Origin of the sequence: Faecalibacterium sp. I3-3-33, assembly GCF_023347295.1 — a bacterium.
Classification (GTDB): Bacteria; Bacillota; Clostridia; order Oscillospirales; family Ruminococcaceae; genus Faecalibacterium.
In genome coordinates this window covers 415,159-432,769 of sequence record NZ_CP094469.1, presented here as the reverse complement: position 1 = coordinate 432,769, position 17,611 = coordinate 415,159, and the positions used below count along the sequence as shown (strand labels likewise).

17 protein-coding genes are annotated in these 17,611 nt (G+C 61.5%); 4 read left to right on the top strand and 13 right to left on the bottom strand.

Annotated features, from left to right (window positions below; translation table 11 throughout):
• The first annotated feature begins 86 nt into the window (after positions 1-86).
• The gene (locus tag MTP39_RS02030; protein ID WP_249241240.1) at positions 87-1,037 is read left to right on the top strand and encodes a tRNA dihydrouridine synthase; all 951 of its coding nucleotides are present in this window, start codon (positions 87-89) and stop codon (positions 1,035-1,037) included.
• Positions 1,038-1,214: 177 nt separating this feature from the next.
• On the opposite strand, the gene MTP39_RS02025 is transcribed toward MTP39_RS02030, so the two are convergent.
• Positions 1,215-1,460 carry an IreB family regulatory phosphoprotein gene (locus MTP39_RS02025; protein WP_005921243.1) on the bottom strand — a complete coding sequence of 82 codons (246 nt, stop codon included), beginning with the start codon at positions 1,458-1,460 and terminating at the stop codon, positions 1,215-1,217.
• Between the two features lie 164 nt (positions 1,461-1,624).
• Between MTP39_RS02025 and MTP39_RS02020 the strand changes: the two genes are divergently transcribed.
• A complete protein-coding gene (locus MTP39_RS02020; RefSeq protein ID WP_249241239.1) occupies positions 1,625-2,032 on the top strand; it encodes a holo-ACP synthase in 408 nt (135 codons plus the stop codon).
• Positions 2,033-2,172: 140 nt separating this feature from the next.
• On the top strand, positions 2,173-2,523 hold the full coding sequence (locus MTP39_RS02015) for a type II toxin-antitoxin system PemK/MazF family toxin (protein ID WP_005921241.1): 351 nt from the start codon (positions 2,173-2,175) through the stop codon (positions 2,521-2,523).
• Positions 2,524-2,737: 214 nt separating this feature from the next.
• Here the strand turns inward: MTP39_RS02015 and MTP39_RS02010 are convergent, their stop codons facing one another.
• The 4 genes from MTP39_RS02010 to MTP39_RS01995 form a co-directional block, all read right to left on the bottom strand.
• Positions 2,738-4,111, bottom strand: coding sequence for a sigma-70 family RNA polymerase sigma factor (locus MTP39_RS02010; protein WP_249241238.1), 1,374 nt, complete (start codon positions 4,109-4,111; stop codon positions 2,738-2,740).
• Between the two features lie 51 nt (positions 4,112-4,162).
• Entirely contained in the window at positions 4,163-5,170 is a 1,008-nt protein-coding gene (ymfI, locus tag MTP39_RS02005; RefSeq protein ID WP_249241237.1) for an elongation factor P 5-aminopentanone reductase, read from the bottom strand.
• Between the two features lie 242 nt (positions 5,171-5,412).
• Positions 5,413-5,913 carry a nucleoside deaminase gene (locus MTP39_RS02000; RefSeq protein ID WP_249241236.1) on the bottom strand — a complete coding sequence of 167 codons (501 nt, stop codon included), beginning with the start codon at positions 5,911-5,913 and terminating at the stop codon, positions 5,413-5,415.
• A 13-nt stretch (positions 5,914-5,926) separates the two neighbouring features.
• Positions 5,927-6,316 (bottom strand): CPBP family intramembrane glutamic endopeptidase, encoded by a 390-nt coding sequence (locus MTP39_RS01995; RefSeq protein WP_249241235.1) that lies wholly within the window; start codon positions 6,314-6,316, stop codon positions 5,927-5,929.
• A 200-nt stretch (positions 6,317-6,516) separates the two neighbouring features.
• Between MTP39_RS01995 and MTP39_RS01990 the strand changes: the two genes are divergently transcribed.
• Positions 6,517-7,374 (top strand): DegV family protein, encoded by an 858-nt coding sequence (locus MTP39_RS01990; protein WP_249241234.1) that lies wholly within the window; start codon positions 6,517-6,519, stop codon positions 7,372-7,374.
• A gap of 73 nt (positions 7,375-7,447) precedes the next feature.
• On the opposite strand, the gene MTP39_RS01985 is transcribed toward MTP39_RS01990, so the two are convergent.
• The 8 genes from MTP39_RS01985 to MTP39_RS01950 form a co-directional block, all read right to left on the bottom strand.
• Positions 7,448-8,221: a TSUP family transporter gene (locus MTP39_RS01985; protein WP_154252098.1), complete on the bottom strand. Its 774-nt coding sequence runs from the start codon at positions 8,219-8,221 to the stop codon at positions 7,448-7,450.
• 159 nt (positions 8,222-8,380) lie between these two features.
• Complete coding sequence (locus MTP39_RS01980) at positions 8,381-9,370, bottom strand: dipeptidase (RefSeq protein WP_249241233.1); 990 nt, start codon at positions 9,368-9,370, stop codon at positions 8,381-8,383.
• A 15-nt stretch (positions 9,371-9,385) separates the two neighbouring features.
• Complete coding sequence (locus MTP39_RS01975) at positions 9,386-12,682, bottom strand: DEAD/DEAH box helicase (protein ID WP_249241232.1); 3,297 nt, start codon at positions 12,680-12,682, stop codon at positions 9,386-9,388.
• Between the two features lie 279 nt (positions 12,683-12,961).
• Complete coding sequence (locus MTP39_RS01970) at positions 12,962-14,140, bottom strand: GGDEF domain-containing protein (RefSeq protein ID WP_249241231.1); 1,179 nt, start codon at positions 14,138-14,140, stop codon at positions 12,962-12,964.
• A 189-nt stretch (positions 14,141-14,329) separates the two neighbouring features.
• Positions 14,330-14,719, bottom strand: coding sequence for a metal-dependent transcriptional regulator (locus tag MTP39_RS01965; RefSeq protein ID WP_249241230.1), 390 nt, complete (start codon positions 14,717-14,719; stop codon positions 14,330-14,332).
• A gap of 206 nt (positions 14,720-14,925) precedes the next feature.
• Complete coding sequence (locus tag MTP39_RS01960; RefSeq protein WP_249241229.1) at positions 14,926-15,480, bottom strand: Fe-S-containing hydro-lyase; 555 nt, start codon at positions 15,478-15,480, stop codon at positions 14,926-14,928.
• A gap of 13 nt (positions 15,481-15,493) precedes the next feature.
• On the bottom strand, positions 15,494-16,333 hold the full coding sequence (locus MTP39_RS01955) for a fumarate hydratase (RefSeq protein WP_118658383.1): 840 nt from the start codon (positions 16,331-16,333) through the stop codon (positions 15,494-15,496).
• A 15-nt stretch (positions 16,334-16,348) separates the two neighbouring features.
• A complete protein-coding gene (locus MTP39_RS01950; RefSeq protein ID WP_249241228.1) occupies positions 16,349-17,521 on the bottom strand; it encodes an NAD(P)-dependent malic enzyme in 1,173 nt (390 codons plus the stop codon).
• Positions 17,522-17,611: the final 90 nt, after the last annotated feature.

Below are 17,611 nucleotides of genomic sequence, written 5' to 3'. Positions count from 1 at the left end.
GGGAGCGCCTGAGAGGGCGTGCCCCCTTTCCCCACGCCGGATTTTATGCTACAATACCGGTAACAAAAACGTTTGGAGAAACGCCCATGCTTTATTATGCCGCCCCCATGGAGGGCTTCACGGACCGGGTCTGGCGGCAGACCCATCAGAAATGGTTCGGCGCACAAGGCGCTGCCGACCGCTATTATGCGCCGTTTATCTCCCCGCCGGAGAACCGGGTGCTCATAAAAAAGAAGATGGCAGAGCTTGCCCCGGCGGCAAACCCCGGTGCGCCGGTCATTCCGCAATTGCTGGCGAAGGACGGCGAGCTGGCCGCGTGGATGATCGAGCAGCTGCGGGCGCTGGGCTATACCGAGGTGAACCTGAATCTGGGCTGCCCCGCCGGGACGGTGACTGCCAAGGGCAAGGGCTCCGGGATGCTGCGGGACCTTGCCAAGATGGACGCCTTTCTGGACGGGGTGTTCTCCCACGCTGAAGGGCCTGTCTCGGTCAAGACCCGGCTGGGCGTGGAAAAGCCGGAGGAGTTTACAGCCATTCTGGAAATTTATAACCGCTACCCCATCTCGGAGCTGACCATCCATCCCCGGGTGATGCGGCAGCAGTATCGCGGGCAGGCCGACCGCGCCGCCTTTGCGGCTGCGCTGCCACGGTGCACCATGCCGGTGTGCTATAACGGCGATGTGACCACCGCCGCCCAGCTCCACACGCTGGAAGAAGAGTTCCCCGCCCTGTCCGGCATCATGGTGGGGCGCGGACTCATCGCCGACCCGGCGCTCTTCCGCAAGGCGCGGGGCGGTGCACCCGCCACCAAGGAGGAGCTGCGGGGCTACCTGACCGACCTGTACCACGGCTACACCGAACTGTTTGGCAGCGCGGGCTGCGCCATCAGCCGGATGAAAGGGCATTGGTTCTACCTCATCCACTGCTTTGCCGGGGCAGAAAAGCTGGAAAAACAGCTGAAAAAGCTGCGGGAGCCGTGGGAGTATGAGGTGGTGGTGAACCAGATCTTCACCCTGCCGCTGGTGGAAAACAATTAAAATGTGCTCCGCTTTGCTCTGCACATACTCAGCGGAAATCATATTTATAATTTCGTGTTTGTCGCACTCTGCGGAGTGCTCCAAACACATTTTCACGGGTGGGGTCGCAGAGGGAAACTGCATCTGCAATAAAAAAGCCCGCCGTCTTGCAAGACAGCGGGGCTGAAAAGGACCGTATTACACGTTAAGATAGCTGCGCAGCATAGCCTGCAGCAGGTCATCACGATCCACCTTGCGGATCATGGCACGGGCATTCTTATAGGTCGTAATGTAGGTAGGGTCTTCGGACAAGATGTAGCCCACCAGCTGGTTGACCGGGTTATAGCCTTTTTCCTTCAAAGCATCGTACACCTGTTGTACGATTTCGTGGATCTCATAGTCCTTTTTATCGTGGATAGAGAAAATCGCGGTTGCGTCTCCCACGCAATACACCCCCTTCAGTTGAAACTAGTCCCATTGTACACGAAATGCGCCGAAACTTCAAGATAATTACGCTGGATTTGCACATCCTGCACAAAATTTCCAGCAATGTTCCGGCAAGATGAACGATGTCCGGGCGGCATTCTGCCCGCGAAAGGAGCCTTTGTATGCTTTACGGCATCGGCTGCGACCTGTGCAGCCTTTCCCATCTGGAAAAAAGCCTTTCCTCTGCTCACGCGGCGGCCTTTGTGCGCCGGGTGTACGGCCCGGCTGAACAGGCGGCGCTGGGGCTTTGCGAAGCCTCCCCCGCACCGCTGAACGCCCACCGCCTTGCCAGCGCCGCCGCAGATTTTGCCGCCAAGGAGGCCTTTCTCAAGGCGGCGGGCACCGGTCTGCGGGAACCTTTTTCCCTGCGGGAGATCGAAGCCGTCCGGCAGGAAAACGGCGCCCCGGCCTACCGCTTCAGCGGGCAGACCGCCGCATGGGTGGCGCAGCACCGGCTGCGCGCCCGGCTCTCCCTGAGCCACGAAGGCGGCATGGCGCTGGCCTTCTGCACGCTGGAAGAGGAAAGCTGACCACCCTTTGTGCATACAATGGAATATCGCCCCCGCACTGCATAAGCCGCACCCTGCCTGCGCATACTGAGAGCAGACAGGATGCGCCGGACGCATCACATAGCGGGGCACATCCTCCAGACAAACAGGAGGGAGATTCCATGGAGGTACACAGAGGAGAAGTTTTCTACGCCGATCTTTCGCCGGTGGTGGGCTCGGAGCAGGGCGGTGTGCGCCCGGTGCTGATCGTACAGAACGAGATCGGCAACCGGCACAGCCCCACCGTGATCGCAGCGGCCATTACATCCCGGCTGGACAAGACCCGCCTGCCCACCCATATCAACATCCGGGCGGCAGACACCGGCCTTGCCAAGGACAGCGTGGTGCTGCTGGAGCAGATCCGCACGCTGGATAAGCACCGCCTGCGGGAGCGCGCCGGGCAGATCACCGCCGCCGACCAGAAGCGGGTGGATCAGGCACTGGACGTCAGCCTTGGGCTGAGCTCGTACTGAAAAACGATTTGGAATGCGCTCCGCTGTGCTCTGCGCATCATCAGCGGAAAAAAGATTTTTTAATTTGGGGTTCTGAAAAGCCTGCGGGCTTTTCAGAACCCCTTTTTCACGGGAGGGGTCGTAGAGGAAAACGGCATTTGCAGCTTCTCTCTATGCCCTATGAAAAAAGGGATAGCAGACCCCACGCGGGTGTTCTGCTATCCCAAAATTCATATTACTCGATCAGGCCGTTGAGCAGGGTCAGGCACTTGCGGCTGTGCAGCTTGCGGATGGCCTTGGCTTCGATCTGGCGCACACGCTCGCGGGTGACGCCGAAGTCGCGGCCGACCTCCTCCAGCGTGCGGGGACGGCCATCGTCCAGACCAAAGCGCAGGCGGATGACCTTCTCCTCGCGGGGGGTCAGGCTCTTGAGCGCCAGATTGATCTGCTGTGCCACCATGGCGCGGTCGGCTGCCTTGCCGGGAGCTTCGGCGTTTTCGTCGGCAACGAAATCGCCCAGAGAGGAATCCTCTTCCTCACCCACAGGGCTTTCTAGGCTGGCAGGCTCCTGTGCCATGCGCTGGATCTCGCGCACGCGCTCCACGCTCATGTCCATGGCCTTTGCCAGCTCTTCCGGGGTGGGCTCGTGACCGTTCTGGTACACCAGCTGGTTGGTGGCCTGACGCATCCGGTTGATGGTCTCCACCATGTGCACCGGGATGCGGATGGTACGGGCCTGATCCGCGATAGCGCGGGTGATGGCCTGACGGATCCACCAGGTAGCGTAGGTGGAGAAGCGGAAGCCGCGGTCGCAATCGAACTTCTCGGCAGCCTTGATCAGGCCGATGTTGCCCTCCTGAATGAGGTCAAGGAAGGCCAGATTATGACCGACATGCTTTTTGGCGATGGACACCACCAGACGCAGGTTTGCCTCGCTCAGGCTGCGGCGGGCGTTCAGGCCGTCGCGGCGGGTCTTGAGCAGTTCCTGACGGCGCTCCTCGCTCAGGGGGCCGTTCTCCACGGCTTCCATGGCCTTTTCCTCGTCTGCCTTTTCCTCGGCATCCTCGGCGGACTTTTCGCCGTCCTCGTCCAGATCCTCGGTGTAGCTGCGGCTGTTCTCGTCCTCTTCAAAGGAGAAGCGGGCGCTGTTCTTCTTGATGTACTCCGGTGCGTCGTACTTCTGGCGGTCTGCCTGCAGAATGTGTGCAGCCTCGGCACCGGCATGGATGCGGCGGCTCAGCTCCACCTCCTGCTCGGCGCTCAGCAGCGGGATCTGACCGATCTGCTTGAGGTAGTTCTTCACCGGGTCGTCCAGCAGCTCATCCATGGCAGCCTTCAGGTCTGCCGGGTTCTCCTCGGCATCCTCTTCGTTCTCATCGGCAAGGCCCATGTCATCGTTGTTGTTCTCGGCGTTCTCCACCTCAGCAATGATGCTGTCCACGTCCAGACTCGGCTCGTTCTCTTCCTCCAGGATCTTGATGCCGCGCTCTTCCAGCAGGGTGTAGAGGGTGTCTACATCCATGCGGCATTGTGCCGCCAGCGCCTTGGCCTCCTGTGCAGAGAGGGTGCCCTCGCCCTTAGTCAACAGTTCCTTCAAAGTCATGCCCATTTTTTCTCTCCTTCCCACTCCGGGGAAAATTCTGTAATATCGCCCTGTGCATCAGATCACAAGGCCGCCGTTCACCCCGAACACCTGTCCGGTGATGTATCCGGCATCCTCGCCGGCCAGAAAGACCAGCAGCTTTGCAACTTCTTCCGGGGTGCCCAGCCGCCCCACAGGGGTCTCCTCGGCCAGCGCCGCCTTGTCCTCGGCGGTAAAGGCCGCCATCATGTCGGTCTCGATGACCCCCGGCGCTACGCAGTTCACCGTGATGCCGCTGGGGCCTTCTTCCTTCGCCAGTGCCTTGGTCAGGCCGATGAGCCCGGCTTTCGCAGCGGAATAGTGCACCTCGCAGCTGCCGCCGGTCTGGCCCCACATACTGCTCACGGTCAGGATGCGGCCCTGCTTGCGGCGGATCATGCCGGGCAGTGCCAACTGGCACAGGTGGAACGCACCGCTCAGGTTCACGTCCAGCATCCGCTGCCATTCCTCCGGGGTGATGTCGGTAAACAGCTTCTGCTGCGCGATACCGGCGTTGCACACCAGCACATCCACCCTGCCCATGGCCTGTTCCACTGCATGGAACGCCAGCTCACAGCTGGCGCGGCTGGCTACATCGCACTGGATGGCGATGCACCCGGGCAGCTGCTGCTCCAGCGCAGCGGCTGCAGCGGCGTTCTGGTGGTAGAGCACCGCCACCTGATACCCTGCTGCCGCAAAGGCGCGGGCAGCGGCAGCACCGATGCCCCGGTCGCCGCCGGAGATCAGCACCCGGCGCACCGCAGCGGGTGCTGCAGGGGCAGGCTGTTCTTTTACAGGCTCCGGCGCAGGCTCTTCGGGCTGCGGCGGCGCAGGCGGCTGTGGCTCTGCGGGCTTTTCCAGCGTGATCACCCGGGTGGGCTCGTCCACCACAGGCGCTGCCGGTTTTTCCAGCGTCATGATGCGGGTGGGTTCGTCCACCACCGGCTCCACCGGCACCGCCGGCTTTGCAGCCGGTGCGGCAAGGGGCTCCGGCGCGCTCTCTTCCTCCGGCACCTGAAAGGTCAGTTCAAACTCGTCCTCGTACAAGAGTGTATCCCTCCTGTTCGGTATCCTCGGCTTGGCGTAAGTGCGCCCAGCCGGAAAAACCCTGTTCCCATCCCCAGACAGTGCATCGTTCCGTTCGTATGTCCGGCAAAGGTCCGGTGCTTTGGCGTGCCTGCCTGTACTTACGATGGGTTTCGACAAGATTCCATTGAATAATATACCACAATCCAGCCCAAAAAGAAAGTGGGAACTGCAATTTTTTACGCAGTTCCCACTATTTTTCCTTATTTTCCCCTGTTTTCGGACACCGGGGGCTTCCAGCGGGGTCTGCCCGCCCGCTTTTCCCGCAGGGAAACAAAAAACGCCTGCAAAAGCTGCTGCGCCTCGGCCTCCCGCAGCCCCTTTTCCACCACCGGATGGTGGTTGAAGGGCAGCGCAAACAGGTCGGTCACCGAGCCGCAGCACCCGGCTTTGGTGTCGGCAGCGCCGTACACCACCCGGCGCAAGCGGCTGTTGATGATGCCGCCCGCGCACATGGGGCAGGGCTCTAAGGTAACGAACAGCTCGCACTCCCACAGCCGCCAGCCGCCCAGCGCCTTGCAGGCGGCATCAATGGCCAGCAGTTCCGCGTGGTGCAAAGCGTTTTTCTCGGTCTCCCGGGTGTTGTGCGCCGTAGCCACCACCTCGCCGTGCCGCGCCACCACAGCGCCCACCGGCACCTCGCCCAAGGCGGCGGCTTTGGCGGCTTCTTCCAGCGCAAGACCCATCAGTTCAAAATCGGTCATGTATTCCATCCTCTCATCCCATCGCCAGCACCAGCAGATTGTTTGCACTGTGCAGCAGTATCCCCGGCCAGAGATGTCCGGTGCGGTCGGCAAGCCACCCAAGCCCCAGCCCGCACACCAGCGCATAGACCATGGCGGCGGCGCTGCCGTGCTGCAAGGCGAACAGCACCGCCTGCAACAGAATGGCCTGTCCCCTGCCCAGCAGCTGCGCCCGGTGCTGCACCGCACCCCGGAACACCCCTTCCTCCGCCAGCGGAGCCAGCAGGCAGACCCGGAAAAACCGCGCTGCGCCGCCGGGCGGCGCGGGGAGCAGCACCGCCAGCGCCTTGCCCGCCAGCAGATACCCCACCGCCCAGCCAAAGGCTGAAAGCAGTGCGGCGGTGCGGGGGTTCAGCTTGTGCATGGTCGGTCTCCTCCTGCTGTGGTTCGTTCCCGGTTATAGTACCATATCTGCCGCCGGGTGCGCAAGGTTTCGGCGTTCTGTCGTGGCAAATTTATGCAAAATATTGACACATCGCCCTAAATGGTGGTATAATAATTTCCAACCTTTTTAATAAAAGCGTTGCGTATACTGTATTTTACCGGTAGACCGGAGGTATTATTATGATCCGTATCCTCACCGATTCCGCGTGCGACATCCTGCCCGCCGAGGCGCAGCAGCTGGGCGTGACTGTGATCCCCCTGAATGTGACGCTGGAGGACGGCACCGTCCTGCGGGACGGCATCGACATGACCCCCAGCGAATACTATACCCATCTGGCAGCCTGCCGCAAGCTGCCCACCACCAGCCAGCCCAGCCCGGAGCAGTTCGAGCGGCTGTATCTGGATGCCGCTGCCGCCGGGGACGAGGTGCTGGGCATCTTTTTGTCCGATGCGCTGTCCGGCACCGGTCAGTGCGCCAGACTTGCTGCCGACCTTGCCAACGTGGACAATGTGGTGTTCGTAAACACCGAGAACGTCTGTCTGGGGCAGTCTTTGCTGGTGCGGCTGGCGGTGCAGCTGCGGGACGCCGGCAAAACCATCACCCAGATCGCTGCCGATCTGGAAAAGGCCAAGCAGCACCTGCATCTGGTAGCTGCCGTGGACGATCTGAAGTACCTGCGCAAGGGTGGCAGACTGTCCGCCGCCGCAGCTGTGGCGGGCGGTATGCTGGGCATTAAGCCCATCCTCGCCGTCATGGAGGGCAAGGTGGCACTGGCCGGTAAGGCGCGCGGTCTGCCCGGCGTGTATGTGGCACTGTTCAAAAAGATCGACGAGATGGGCGGCATCCACCCGGACTATACCCCGCTGCTGGGCTACACCGTCAACCACCGGGAGCTGCAGCCGCTGCTGACCTACCTGCAGGACAACCTGCATCTGGACGCACCGCTGGTGCGCCAGATCGGCTGCGTCATCGGCACCCACACCGGCCCCGGCGCATTCGGCATCGCGTTCTTTGATAAAGAGCTGGTGCTGGAATAAAACCTATGTATAGCTAAAACAAGTCGGACAGCCCGCGGGCTGCCCGACTTGTTTTTTACCCGTGAAAATGCCCTTACAGCACCGCGTCCGAGATGAGCTTGCCCAGCAGCAGAACCAGCACCACCAGCATCATGGGGCGGATGAAGCGGGCACCCTTTTTCAGCGCAAAGTGAGAGCCCAGCAGGTTGCCCAGAATGTTGCTGATGGCACAGGGGATGCCGATGTGGAACACCACCAGACCGTTCATCAGGTAGGTGAACAGGCTGGCGTAGTTGCTGGCCAGATTGAGCACCTTGCCGTTGCCGTTGGCGGTGCGCAGGTCAAAGCCCATCAGGGTGGTAAAGGCAATGATGGCAAAGGTGCCGGTGCCCGGGCCCATAATGCCGTCGTACAGGCCGATGCCCAAACCGATGGCCAGCGCCAGTAAGATCTTTTTCAGGTCCAGCGTGCCGTCGTCCCGGTTCTCGTCCGGCAGGTTGCGCTGCCACAGGATGATGACCGCCGCCACCGGCAGGATGATGAACATCATGGTGCGCAGCATCTCATCGCTGAGCAGCAGCACGATGTGCGCGCCCAGCGCACTGCCCGCAAAGCTGCCGATGGCCGCAAGAACGCCCACCTTCACGTTCATGGCACCGCTTTTGAAAAAGCTTGCCGTGGCAAAGGTGGTGCCGCAGGCGGCGCTGAACTTGTTGGTGGCATAGGTGTAGTGGGGCGGCAGCCCGGCGAACAGATAGGCAGGCAGACTGATCAGCCCGCCGCCGCCGGCTGCCGAATCCACAAAGCCTGCAAAGCCGGTCATCAGCATGAGAAACGCCATCATCCACGGCGAGATCGTGATACCCATTGTTATAATTCCTCTTATCTTTCCAAGTCGTTTGTTCTTTTTCAGGGGACGCGCGCCTCAGACCATATAAAACCTCCCCTCGCAGGGCAATACACAGCCCGGGATACCCGCGCACAGCAGGGCATCTCCGGGCACTTTTTGCAATTTTAGAAGTTATTATTACAGATTGTTTTTAAAGAAGCGATATGCGTTGCGCCAGTAGATGGCCTCTACCTCGTCCTCGGTAAAGCCCTCGCGGCGCAGCGCCTCGGCCAGCAGCGGCATATCTGCCGCCGTTTCCAGCTCGTGCTGACCACCGATGCCGTCAAAATCGCTGCCAAGGCTGATGACCTCAATGCCGCCCACCTGCTTGAAGTGTGCCGCGTGCTTTGCCAGCCGCTCCACCGTGCTGCGGCAAAGCTTCGGGTGTGCCGAGTCTGCGTCCACAAAGGAAGCGCAGTAGTTCAGCCCTGCAATGCCGCCTTTTTCTGCCAGTGCGCGGATCATCTCATCGGTCAGGTTGCGGTTGTGGGGCGACAGGGCACGGCAGTTGGAGTGGCTTGCCGCAAAGGGGCGGGTGCTGTGGTTTACGATATCCCAGAAGCCCTTATCGGAAAGGTGGCTCACGTCTGCGGTGATGTGCAACCTTTCCATCTCCTCCAAAAAGGCAAAGCCCCGCTCGGTCAGGCCGGTCTCAGTGTTCGGTACCAGCGGCCCGCCGGGGTTTGCGTTGGGGGCTGCCAGCTCGTTGGGGTAGTTCCATGTCAGGGTCATCATGCGCACGCCCAGCTCCTGCAGCCGCCGCAGCACGCCCAGACTGCCCTTGCAGCAGCCACCCTCTTCCACCGTCAGCATGGCGCTGAACTTGCCCTCGGCGCGGTTGCGCTCAAGGTCGGCAGCGGTGTACACCGGGGCGATCTTTTCCGGGTAAGCCGCCATGAGCCGCTTGAAGATGTCAATCTCCTCCAGCACGCTTACCAGCGGGTCGGCTCCGGGTGCGGGGTCGGCCAGATCCACATAGGCCGCAAAGCATTGCAGCAGATAATCCCCCTGCCGCAATTTTTCAAGGTCGATATGCAGATCGTTGTGCAAAAAGCTTTTGGGTGCGCCCGCCTTTTCGGCGCGGCGCAGTTCGTACAGGGTATCGCAATGCAGATCCCAAACCTTCATGATGGATACACTCCTTTATGCTTCTTCTCCCAGCAGCTGCAGCAGCTGTTCGGGGTTCATGGACAGGATCGCGCCGTCTGCCCCGCCGGTAACGGTGTCGGCCAGCGACTGCTTGGCCTGCTGCAGCTCCACGATCTTTTCCTCAATGGTGTCCTGCGCGATCAGCCGGTACACCTGCACCGGGTTGCGCTGACCGATGCGGTAGGCGCGGTCGGTGGCCTGATTCTGCGCGGCAAGGTTCCACCACGGGTCGTAGTGGATGACGATATCGGCGGCGGTCAGGTTGAGGCCCGTACCGCCCGCCCGCAGCGAGATGAGAAAGACGTCCGCCTCACCCTGATTGAACCGGCGCACCTGCTCGGCGCGCACCGGCTTCGGGGTGGAACCTTGCAGGGTGAAGTGGCTCACCCCGGCTTCGTCCAGCCGCTTTGCCAGCAGCTCCAGCATAGAGGTGAACTGGCTGAACAGCAGAATGCGGTGCCCGCCCGCCACTGCCTCGGTGACAAGTTCCAGACAGGCTTCCAGCTTGGCGCTGCTGCCGGTCCAGTTGTCCGCCACAAGGCGCGGGTCGCAGCAGATCTCCCGCAGCCGCATCAGCACGGCAAACACAGTCATCTTGTCCTCCGGCTTTGCCGCCCGCAGCTTTTCGCGGGCGTCCACCACCGCTGCCAGATACAGCTTGCGCTGTTCCGCTTCCAGCTCGACGCGGCGCAGATTCTCGGTTTTGGGCGGCAGCTCCCGCAGCACCTCCGACTTCATGCGCCGCAGGATGAAGGGCCCGGTGAACTGGTTCAGCCGCCGCACGGCGTTAGCATCCTCGTCCTGCACGATGGGCTTTTCAAACCGGGCGCAGAAGGTCTTGTAGGGGGGCAGATACCCGGGCATCAAAAAGGAGAAGATGCTCCACAGCTCGCCCAAGCGGTTTTCCACCGGGGTGCCGGTCAGGGCAAAGCGCACCCGGCTGTTCACCCGGCACACCGCCTTGTATTTCTGGGTGGTGTGGTTTTTGATGGCCTGCGCTTCGTCCAGAATGCAGGCGTAGAAGCTTTGCCCGGCATACAGTTTTTCGTCCCGGCGCAGCAGATCGTAGCTGGTGATGACGAGATCCGCCTGCGCCCACCCATCGACCAGCGCGGCGCGGTGGGCGGCATCGCCGTCCATGGCAACGCTTTGCAGCTGCGGGGTGAACTTCTGGCATTCCTCCTGCCAGTTCAGCACCAGCGACGCCGGGCAGACGATGAGGCTGGGCAGGTGCTGCCCGCCCTCCTTCATGGCCAGCAGGTAGCTGAGCACCTGCACCGTCTTGCCCAGACCCATATCATCGGCCAGAATGCCGCCCATGCCGTAGCCGTCCAGTGTACGCAGCCAGCGGTAGCCGTCCCGCTGGTATTTGCGCAGGGTCTTTTGCAGGGAGAGCGGCGGGGTATACTCGCTGTCCCGCACGGCGTGGAAGCTGCGGCTGATGCGCCGGAAAGCGTCATCCCGGTCGAACCGCAGGCCGTTCTGCCCCGAAAGCGCCCAGTCCAGCGTGGGGGCGCGGTAGAGCGGCAGGGCGGCGTGGCCGTCCTTCAGCTTTGCACCGGAAAGTTCCAGCGTGTCGTTCAGCTCGTCCAGTCCTTCCAGACTGTCGTCCAGCCGCAGCAGACTGCCGTCCCGCAGGCGGTGGTAGCGTTTTTTCTGGTGCAGAGACTGCAAAAGCTCCCGCAGCTCCTCCACCGGGAACGCGCCGGTGTCCACTTCCAAATCCAGCACGCTGCCGTGCACCGACACCCCTACCGAAATTTTAGGCGGGGCGGCCTGTAAGTTGCGGAAGGCATCGGTCTGGTACACCTCGCCCATGGCCAGCAGGGCGGGGATGCCCTCTTCCAGCAGCTGGAAAAGCGCCTCCTCCCCGGAAATGCTGTAATGCCCCGGCTTGCCGGTCTCGGGTTCCAGATAGGTTTCCAGCAGCCGCTTTGCCCGGTTCTCGGTGCGGGCGTCCCGCAAAAGATCCGGCGGCACCGGCTCGCCGGGGGCTACCCTGTCCTCGCCGTAGAGAAAGACCGGGTACGCCGTGACGGTAAGCCCCCGGTCGGCATCCAGATAAAACTGCACCACCGGTTCCAGCGGGATCTGGTTCAGCAGCAGCCGGTCGGGGTCCACGATGTTGACCCGGTTGCCCAGCTCCGGCAGCACATAGCTGCAAAAAGCGGCGGCATCCGCGCTGGTAAAGAACAAACTGCGCCCGCCAAAGGTCTCCAGCACCGGCAGCACCCGGCGGCACTCCTCCCGCTGCATCCGCCAGAGGGTGGTTTCGCCCAGCAGATAGGCATAGTCCAGCCCCTGCACCCCGCTGAGCGCCGGGGTACAGCTTAGCTGCACGCCGCCTTTGCGGCGCTCCACCTTCAGGCTGATGACCGGCAGTCCCTCTTTAAGGGTGTAGCCGCCCACGACGCCCTCGGCGGCGTAAAGCTCCACAAGGGCATCCAGCCCCTCGCCGGTCAGCGGCAGACCGCCCGCCGGGCCTTTCTCCCAAGCGGAGCGCACCGTGCCCTCGGCTTCAAACGCCTGCCGGGCGCTCACCTGACGGCGCAGCAGCCGCAGCAGCTGCTGTGCGTCCGGGGCAAAAGCGTCCCACCGGTGCACAAACGCCAGCGATTTCCCGTAGCTGACGCTTTCGCCCTGCTCGATCGCCTGCAAAAGCTGCGGGATACTTTTTATCAGATACTGCCGCCCGCCGATGCCGTCCGAGACCCGCAGCCGCAGCCAGATACGGCCATTGTGCGGCGTAAGCTCCGGTTCCAGCAGAGCAAAGCCGGTGCGCTGGGCGGCGTTCTGGGGCTGGGGCTGCGCATCCTCCCGCTGGTAGCGCTTCAGCAACAGCTGGGCATCATAGTCGGTCTCCGGCTCTTCTCCCCGCCACTTGCGGCCGAACAGCATATCCAGCCCGGCGCTGTAACTGTCCTTGCGGGGTTCGGTGCTCAAGCCCGCCACGCCCCGCTGCACCCCGGGGATGCTCTCCGGCTTTTTTTCCGGGGCAGGCGGGTTCTTTTCCGCGTCCTGCAGCAGCAGCGCACCAATGTGCTTACAGTAGGTGCCATCGCCGTTCTGGTTATAGGGGCAGTCGCAGGAGGCGCTGACAAAGCTGCCGTTTTCCCGCAGCCAGACCTGCGTATAATAGCAGTCCGGCCCGCTGCCCTGCACCAGTGCTGTCAGGTGCCGCACCCCGTCCTCGTTGGTGGTGCAGCTGCTTTGCAGGATGCGCTTGCGGTACTTCTGCGCCCGCTCAAAGATGCTTTTGCCCAGCAATGCGCGGATCTCCTGTGCGTCCATGTGGTCTCCCTCCCCTGTGCTGTCGCGGTTCCAGTCTATTCTATAAGAATACCGCGTTCCATCCCGGGATGCAAGGGCAGAAGGGTAAAAAACGTTTAGAAAACGCCGAGCGGGACGATTTGGAATGCGCTCCGCGTTGCTCTGCGCATCATCAGCGGAAAAATTATTTTTATATAGAGCAATACCGGAGCGTCTGCGGACGCTCCGGTATTGCATTTTTCACGGGAAAAGCCGTAAAGGCAAACGGCATTTATCGTGTTATAGTAAGGTCACAACCGTTCAGCCCTGTTTTTCTGCGGGGGCTGTGCCGCGCTTGCGGGTCTTGAGGTGGTACATCTCCTGATCGGCCTTATCGATCAGGTCGTGCACGGTGGCGATGTCCGGCTCAAGGCGGGCGCAGCCGATGCTGATCTCGATCTGATAGGGCTTGCCGGAGGCGGCGTTGGCGGCGTCTAGCTCTCGCTGGATGGAGGCGATCAGGGTGCGCACCTCCACGCTGTTGCAGCCGCAGGCAATGCAGAATTCATCGCCGCCGTAGCGCGCCAGCACACCGTTATAGTTGGCGCACACCTTTTTCAAAATGCCCGCCAGCAGCACCAGCGCGGCATCCCCCTCCAAGTGGCCGTATTCATCGTTGATGTGCTTGAAGTGATCCATGTCCATCATGAGGAAATGCAGCGAGCGGTTGGGATGACGGCGGTAGTAGGGCAGCTCACTTTCCAGATAGCGCAGTGCCACGATGCGGTTGCTGACGCCGGTCAGGGTATCCACCGTGAACTTGGTCTGCAGCACCAGCACATACACGCACACCAGCCCCAGCGTAATGCCGCAGCACAGCAGCCCGCGCCCAGGCAGCCAGCCTTGCAGCAAAAAGCCTGCCGCCGGCGCAAGCGCGAGCAGCAGCAGGGTTTTCAGTTCCTCTTTGGGTGTTTCCTGCTTCCAGTGGCTCAGCGTCCAGCTGCAGCGGAGAAAGGCTGCTGCCAGATAGGCAAGCCCCACCAGCTTCGCCCCCCAGAACAGGGTGCTGCCCCGCAGCCCCTCTGCGTCCAGATAGCAAAAGCCGTTTTCGTCCCGCGCCGTCAGCAGCACCAGCAAAAGCAGTGTCACCGGTGCGGCGCTGAGTGCCAGCCTGCGGCCGTCCTCCATCCATGTACGCCCCAGCTCTGCCTCCACATACAAAAACACCAGCAAGCAGCAACACGCCGCCAGCAGATAAAACAAAATACTGCCCCCGGCGTTCAGCCGGTAGGTCAAGGGGATGCCCAGCTCCTCCCACGCGCCCAGCTGCGCCAGCGCACTGCTATAATCTACGATCGTCAGCGCCCCGGCAAACCACAGCAGCGCCGTAAACAACCGCCCGGGCAGGCTTTTATCCCGCATTTTCTGCTGCGCCCGCAGCAAGACCGCCAGCGTGACCAGACAGAACCCACTGACCTGAGTATGGGCAATCGCATCCATGCCGCAACGCTCTCCTTTACCCTAGGGCGGCTTTGCGCCGTCCCGACCCTTTCCGTTCTACCAACGTTCCTTTTTCGCACAGACCCATTGTACCAAATCCATAACAAATATGCAACGCAAACCGAAAAAATTCATACAAAAAAAGACACCGGAACGTCTTTCGGCGTTCCGGCATCTTTTGAAATCATATTACTTTGCCTGCGGATGGGTGGCATCGTTGCGCAGGGCGCTTTCGCGGATCTTTTCCAGCGTCTGCTCGCTGAGGATGTGCTCTGCCTTGCAGGCGTCCTCGGCGGCGGTCTGCTCGTCCACGCCCAGCTGCACAAAGAAGTGGGTCAGCAGCTGGTGGCGGCTGTAAATGCGCTGAGCGATCTCCAGCCCGGGCTCCAGCAGGGTCAGGTTGCCTTCGCCGTCCACCGCGATATAGCCGTTCTCCCGCAGCTTTTTCATGGCGATGCTCACGCTGGCTTTGGTAAAGCCCAACTCATTGACAACATCAATGGAGCGCACTTTGCCCATACGCTGGCTCAGCATCAGGATCGTTTCAAGATAATCTTCTGCGGACTGGTGGATCTGCATGGTTTGTCCGGCCTCCTGCCTTATTCCCTCTGGGGGATTTTTCCGACAGAGTATTTGTACCCTCTGTCGTATGTTAAAGGATATCACACTTTTGCGGTTGATGCAAGTAATTCGCAGCAAGTTTGGTTAAACTAACCATATTTTTCTGCACAGAACTGCTGTTTTGCCGTTTTTGCACTGCCCCTGTTTTGTGCAAAGGGTGCAATTTACAGCGTAGCCAGATAGGCCGCAGGGCCTGCCTCGTACAGATCGCCGCCGTGTGCGTCCAGCACAACGGTCAGGGGCATATCCTGCACGGTCAGGCGGCGCACCGCCTCACAGCCCAAGTCCGGCCATGCGATCACTTCCAGCGTCTGCACGCTTTTGGCCATCAGTGCACCGGCACCGCCCAGCGCAGCCAGATACACCGCGCCGTTGCGCACCACAGCCGCCTTGACGGCTGCGTCCCGCTTGCCCTTGCCGATCATGATCTTGTTGCCAAGATCCAGCAGCCGGGGGCTCATGGCGTCCATGCGTCCGCTGGTGGTAGGCCCTGCCGAGCCGATGACCTCGCCCGGGCGCTCCGGGGTGGGGCCTACATAATAAATGGCGCTGCCTTCCAGATCAAAAGGCAGGGTCTCGCCCTTGTCCAGTGCTTCCATCATCCGCTTGTGTGCCTGATCCCGGGCGGTGTACACCACACCGGAAAGCAGCACGGTATCTCCCGCTTTCAGCGGGGCCAGCTCCTGCGCGGTGCAGGGGGTCGTCAGTCTGTATTCCATTCTTCTCCCCTCCTTACAGCTCCGCACTGGCGCGGCGGGTCACATGACAGGAAACGTTCACAGCCACCGGCAGACCCGCCACATGGGTGGGCATCTGCTCAATGGCAAGGCCAAGGCAGGTAGTCTTGCCGCCAAAGCCCTGCGGACCGATGCCCAGTGCATTGATGGCGGTAAGCAGTTCCTGCTCCAGCTGGGCGTAGTATGGGTCGGGGTTGGGGATGTCCAGCGGGCGCAGCAGCGCCTTTTTGGCAAGATACGCCACCTTGTCAAAGCTGCCGCCCACACCGATGCCCAGCACAATGGGCGGGCAGGGGTTGGAGCCCGCCAGCTTTACGGTATCCACCACGAACTTTTTAAAGCCCTCCACGCCGTCGGCGGGCTTGAGCATCTGGATGCGGCTCATGTTCTCGCTGCCAAAGCCCTTGGGTGCCACCGTGATGCGGCAGCCCTCGCCGTCCACCAGATGCACCGTGATGGCCGCCGGGGTGTTATCGCCGGTGTTGCCCCGGCGCAGCGGGTCGGCCACGATGCTTTTGCGCAGATAGCCGTCCGTATAGCCCCGGCGCACGCCCTCGTGGATGGCGGCTTCAAAGCTGCCGTCAATGTGCACATCCGTGCCCAGCTCTACGAACACACAGGCCATGCCGGTGTCCTGACAGATGGGCAGGTCTTTTTCCTTTGCAGCGCCAAGGTTCGACCACAGCAGGTCTAATGTGTTCTTTGCCAGCGGCCACGGCTCTTCTTCCCGTGCCTTTTCCAGCGCGGCCTGCACGTCCTGCGGCAGCTGGGTGTTGGCCTTGATGCAGAGCTGCGCCACCGTATCTGTAATGCTCTGTGCGGAGATCGTTCTCATGCCTGTGTCCTCCGCTTACAACCGTGCCACGCCGGTCTCGCGGGCAGCCTTTGCCACGGCATTTGCCACAGCCTCGGCCACGCGGGGGTCGAACGCGCCGGGGATGATGTTCTCCTCGCTGCGGTCGGCATCGGTGATGAGGTCTGCAATGGCGTAGGCAGCAGCCAGCTTCATCTCATTGTTGATATCCCGGGCGCGGACGCTGAGCGCGCCCTTGAACAGGCCGGGGAAGCACAGCACGTTGTTGACCTGATTGGGGAAGTCGCTGCGGCCGGTAGCCATCACGCGCACACCGCCTGCCTTGGCTTCATCCGGCATGATCTCCGGGGTGGGGTTGGCCATGGCAAAGACGATGGCGTCCTTGTTCATGGTCTTGCACAGCTCGGTGGTCAGGATGCCGGGCTTGGACACGCCGATGAACACGTCGGCGCCCTCCAGCGCTTCCTTCAGGCCGCCCTTGACCTGACGGGGGTTGGTCACCTCGCCCAGCCAGTTCTTGTGCGCCTCGGCGCTGTTGCAGCCCTTGTACAGGGTGCCGAACTGATCCACCGCCACGATGTCCTTCGCACCGGCGGTCATCAGCATCTTGATGATGGCGGTACCGGCAGCGCCGGGGCCGTTCAGGACGATGTGTACGTCCTCCATCTTCTTATTCACCACCCGCAGGGCGTTGATGAGGGCAGCGGTGACCACGATGGCGGTGCCGTGCTGGTCATCGTGGAACACGGGAATGTCCAGCTCCCGCTCCAAGGTCTCCTCGATCTCAAAGCACTCCGGGCTCTTGATATCCTCCAGATTGATGCCGCCAAAGGTGGGCGCAATAGCCTTGCAGGCGGCGATGACGCTGGCAGCGTCGTGGGCGTCGATGCAGATGGGGAAGGCATCCACGCCGCCGAACTCCTTGAACAGCACGGCCTTGCCCTCCATGACAGGCAGACCAGCTTCCGGGCCGATATCGCCCAGACCCAGCACGGCAGTGCCGTTGGAGACAACGGCCACCATGTTGCCCTTGAAGGTGTACTTATACACATCCTCCGGGTTTTCCTTGATCTTGCGGCAGGGCTCTGCCACGCCGGGGGTGTAGGCGGTGGACAGGTCATCGCGGGTGGCAACCTCCACCTTGCTCACGATGCCCACCTTTCCCTTGTGGGTCTCGTGCATTTCCAGAGCTGCTTTATTGTAATCCATGGTTTTATCCTCCAATTTCAGCAAAAGGCTTTCCCCTGCAGGGAAAGGCTCATACAGTTTTATTGTAGCAGAACCGCCGGGGTATTTCCA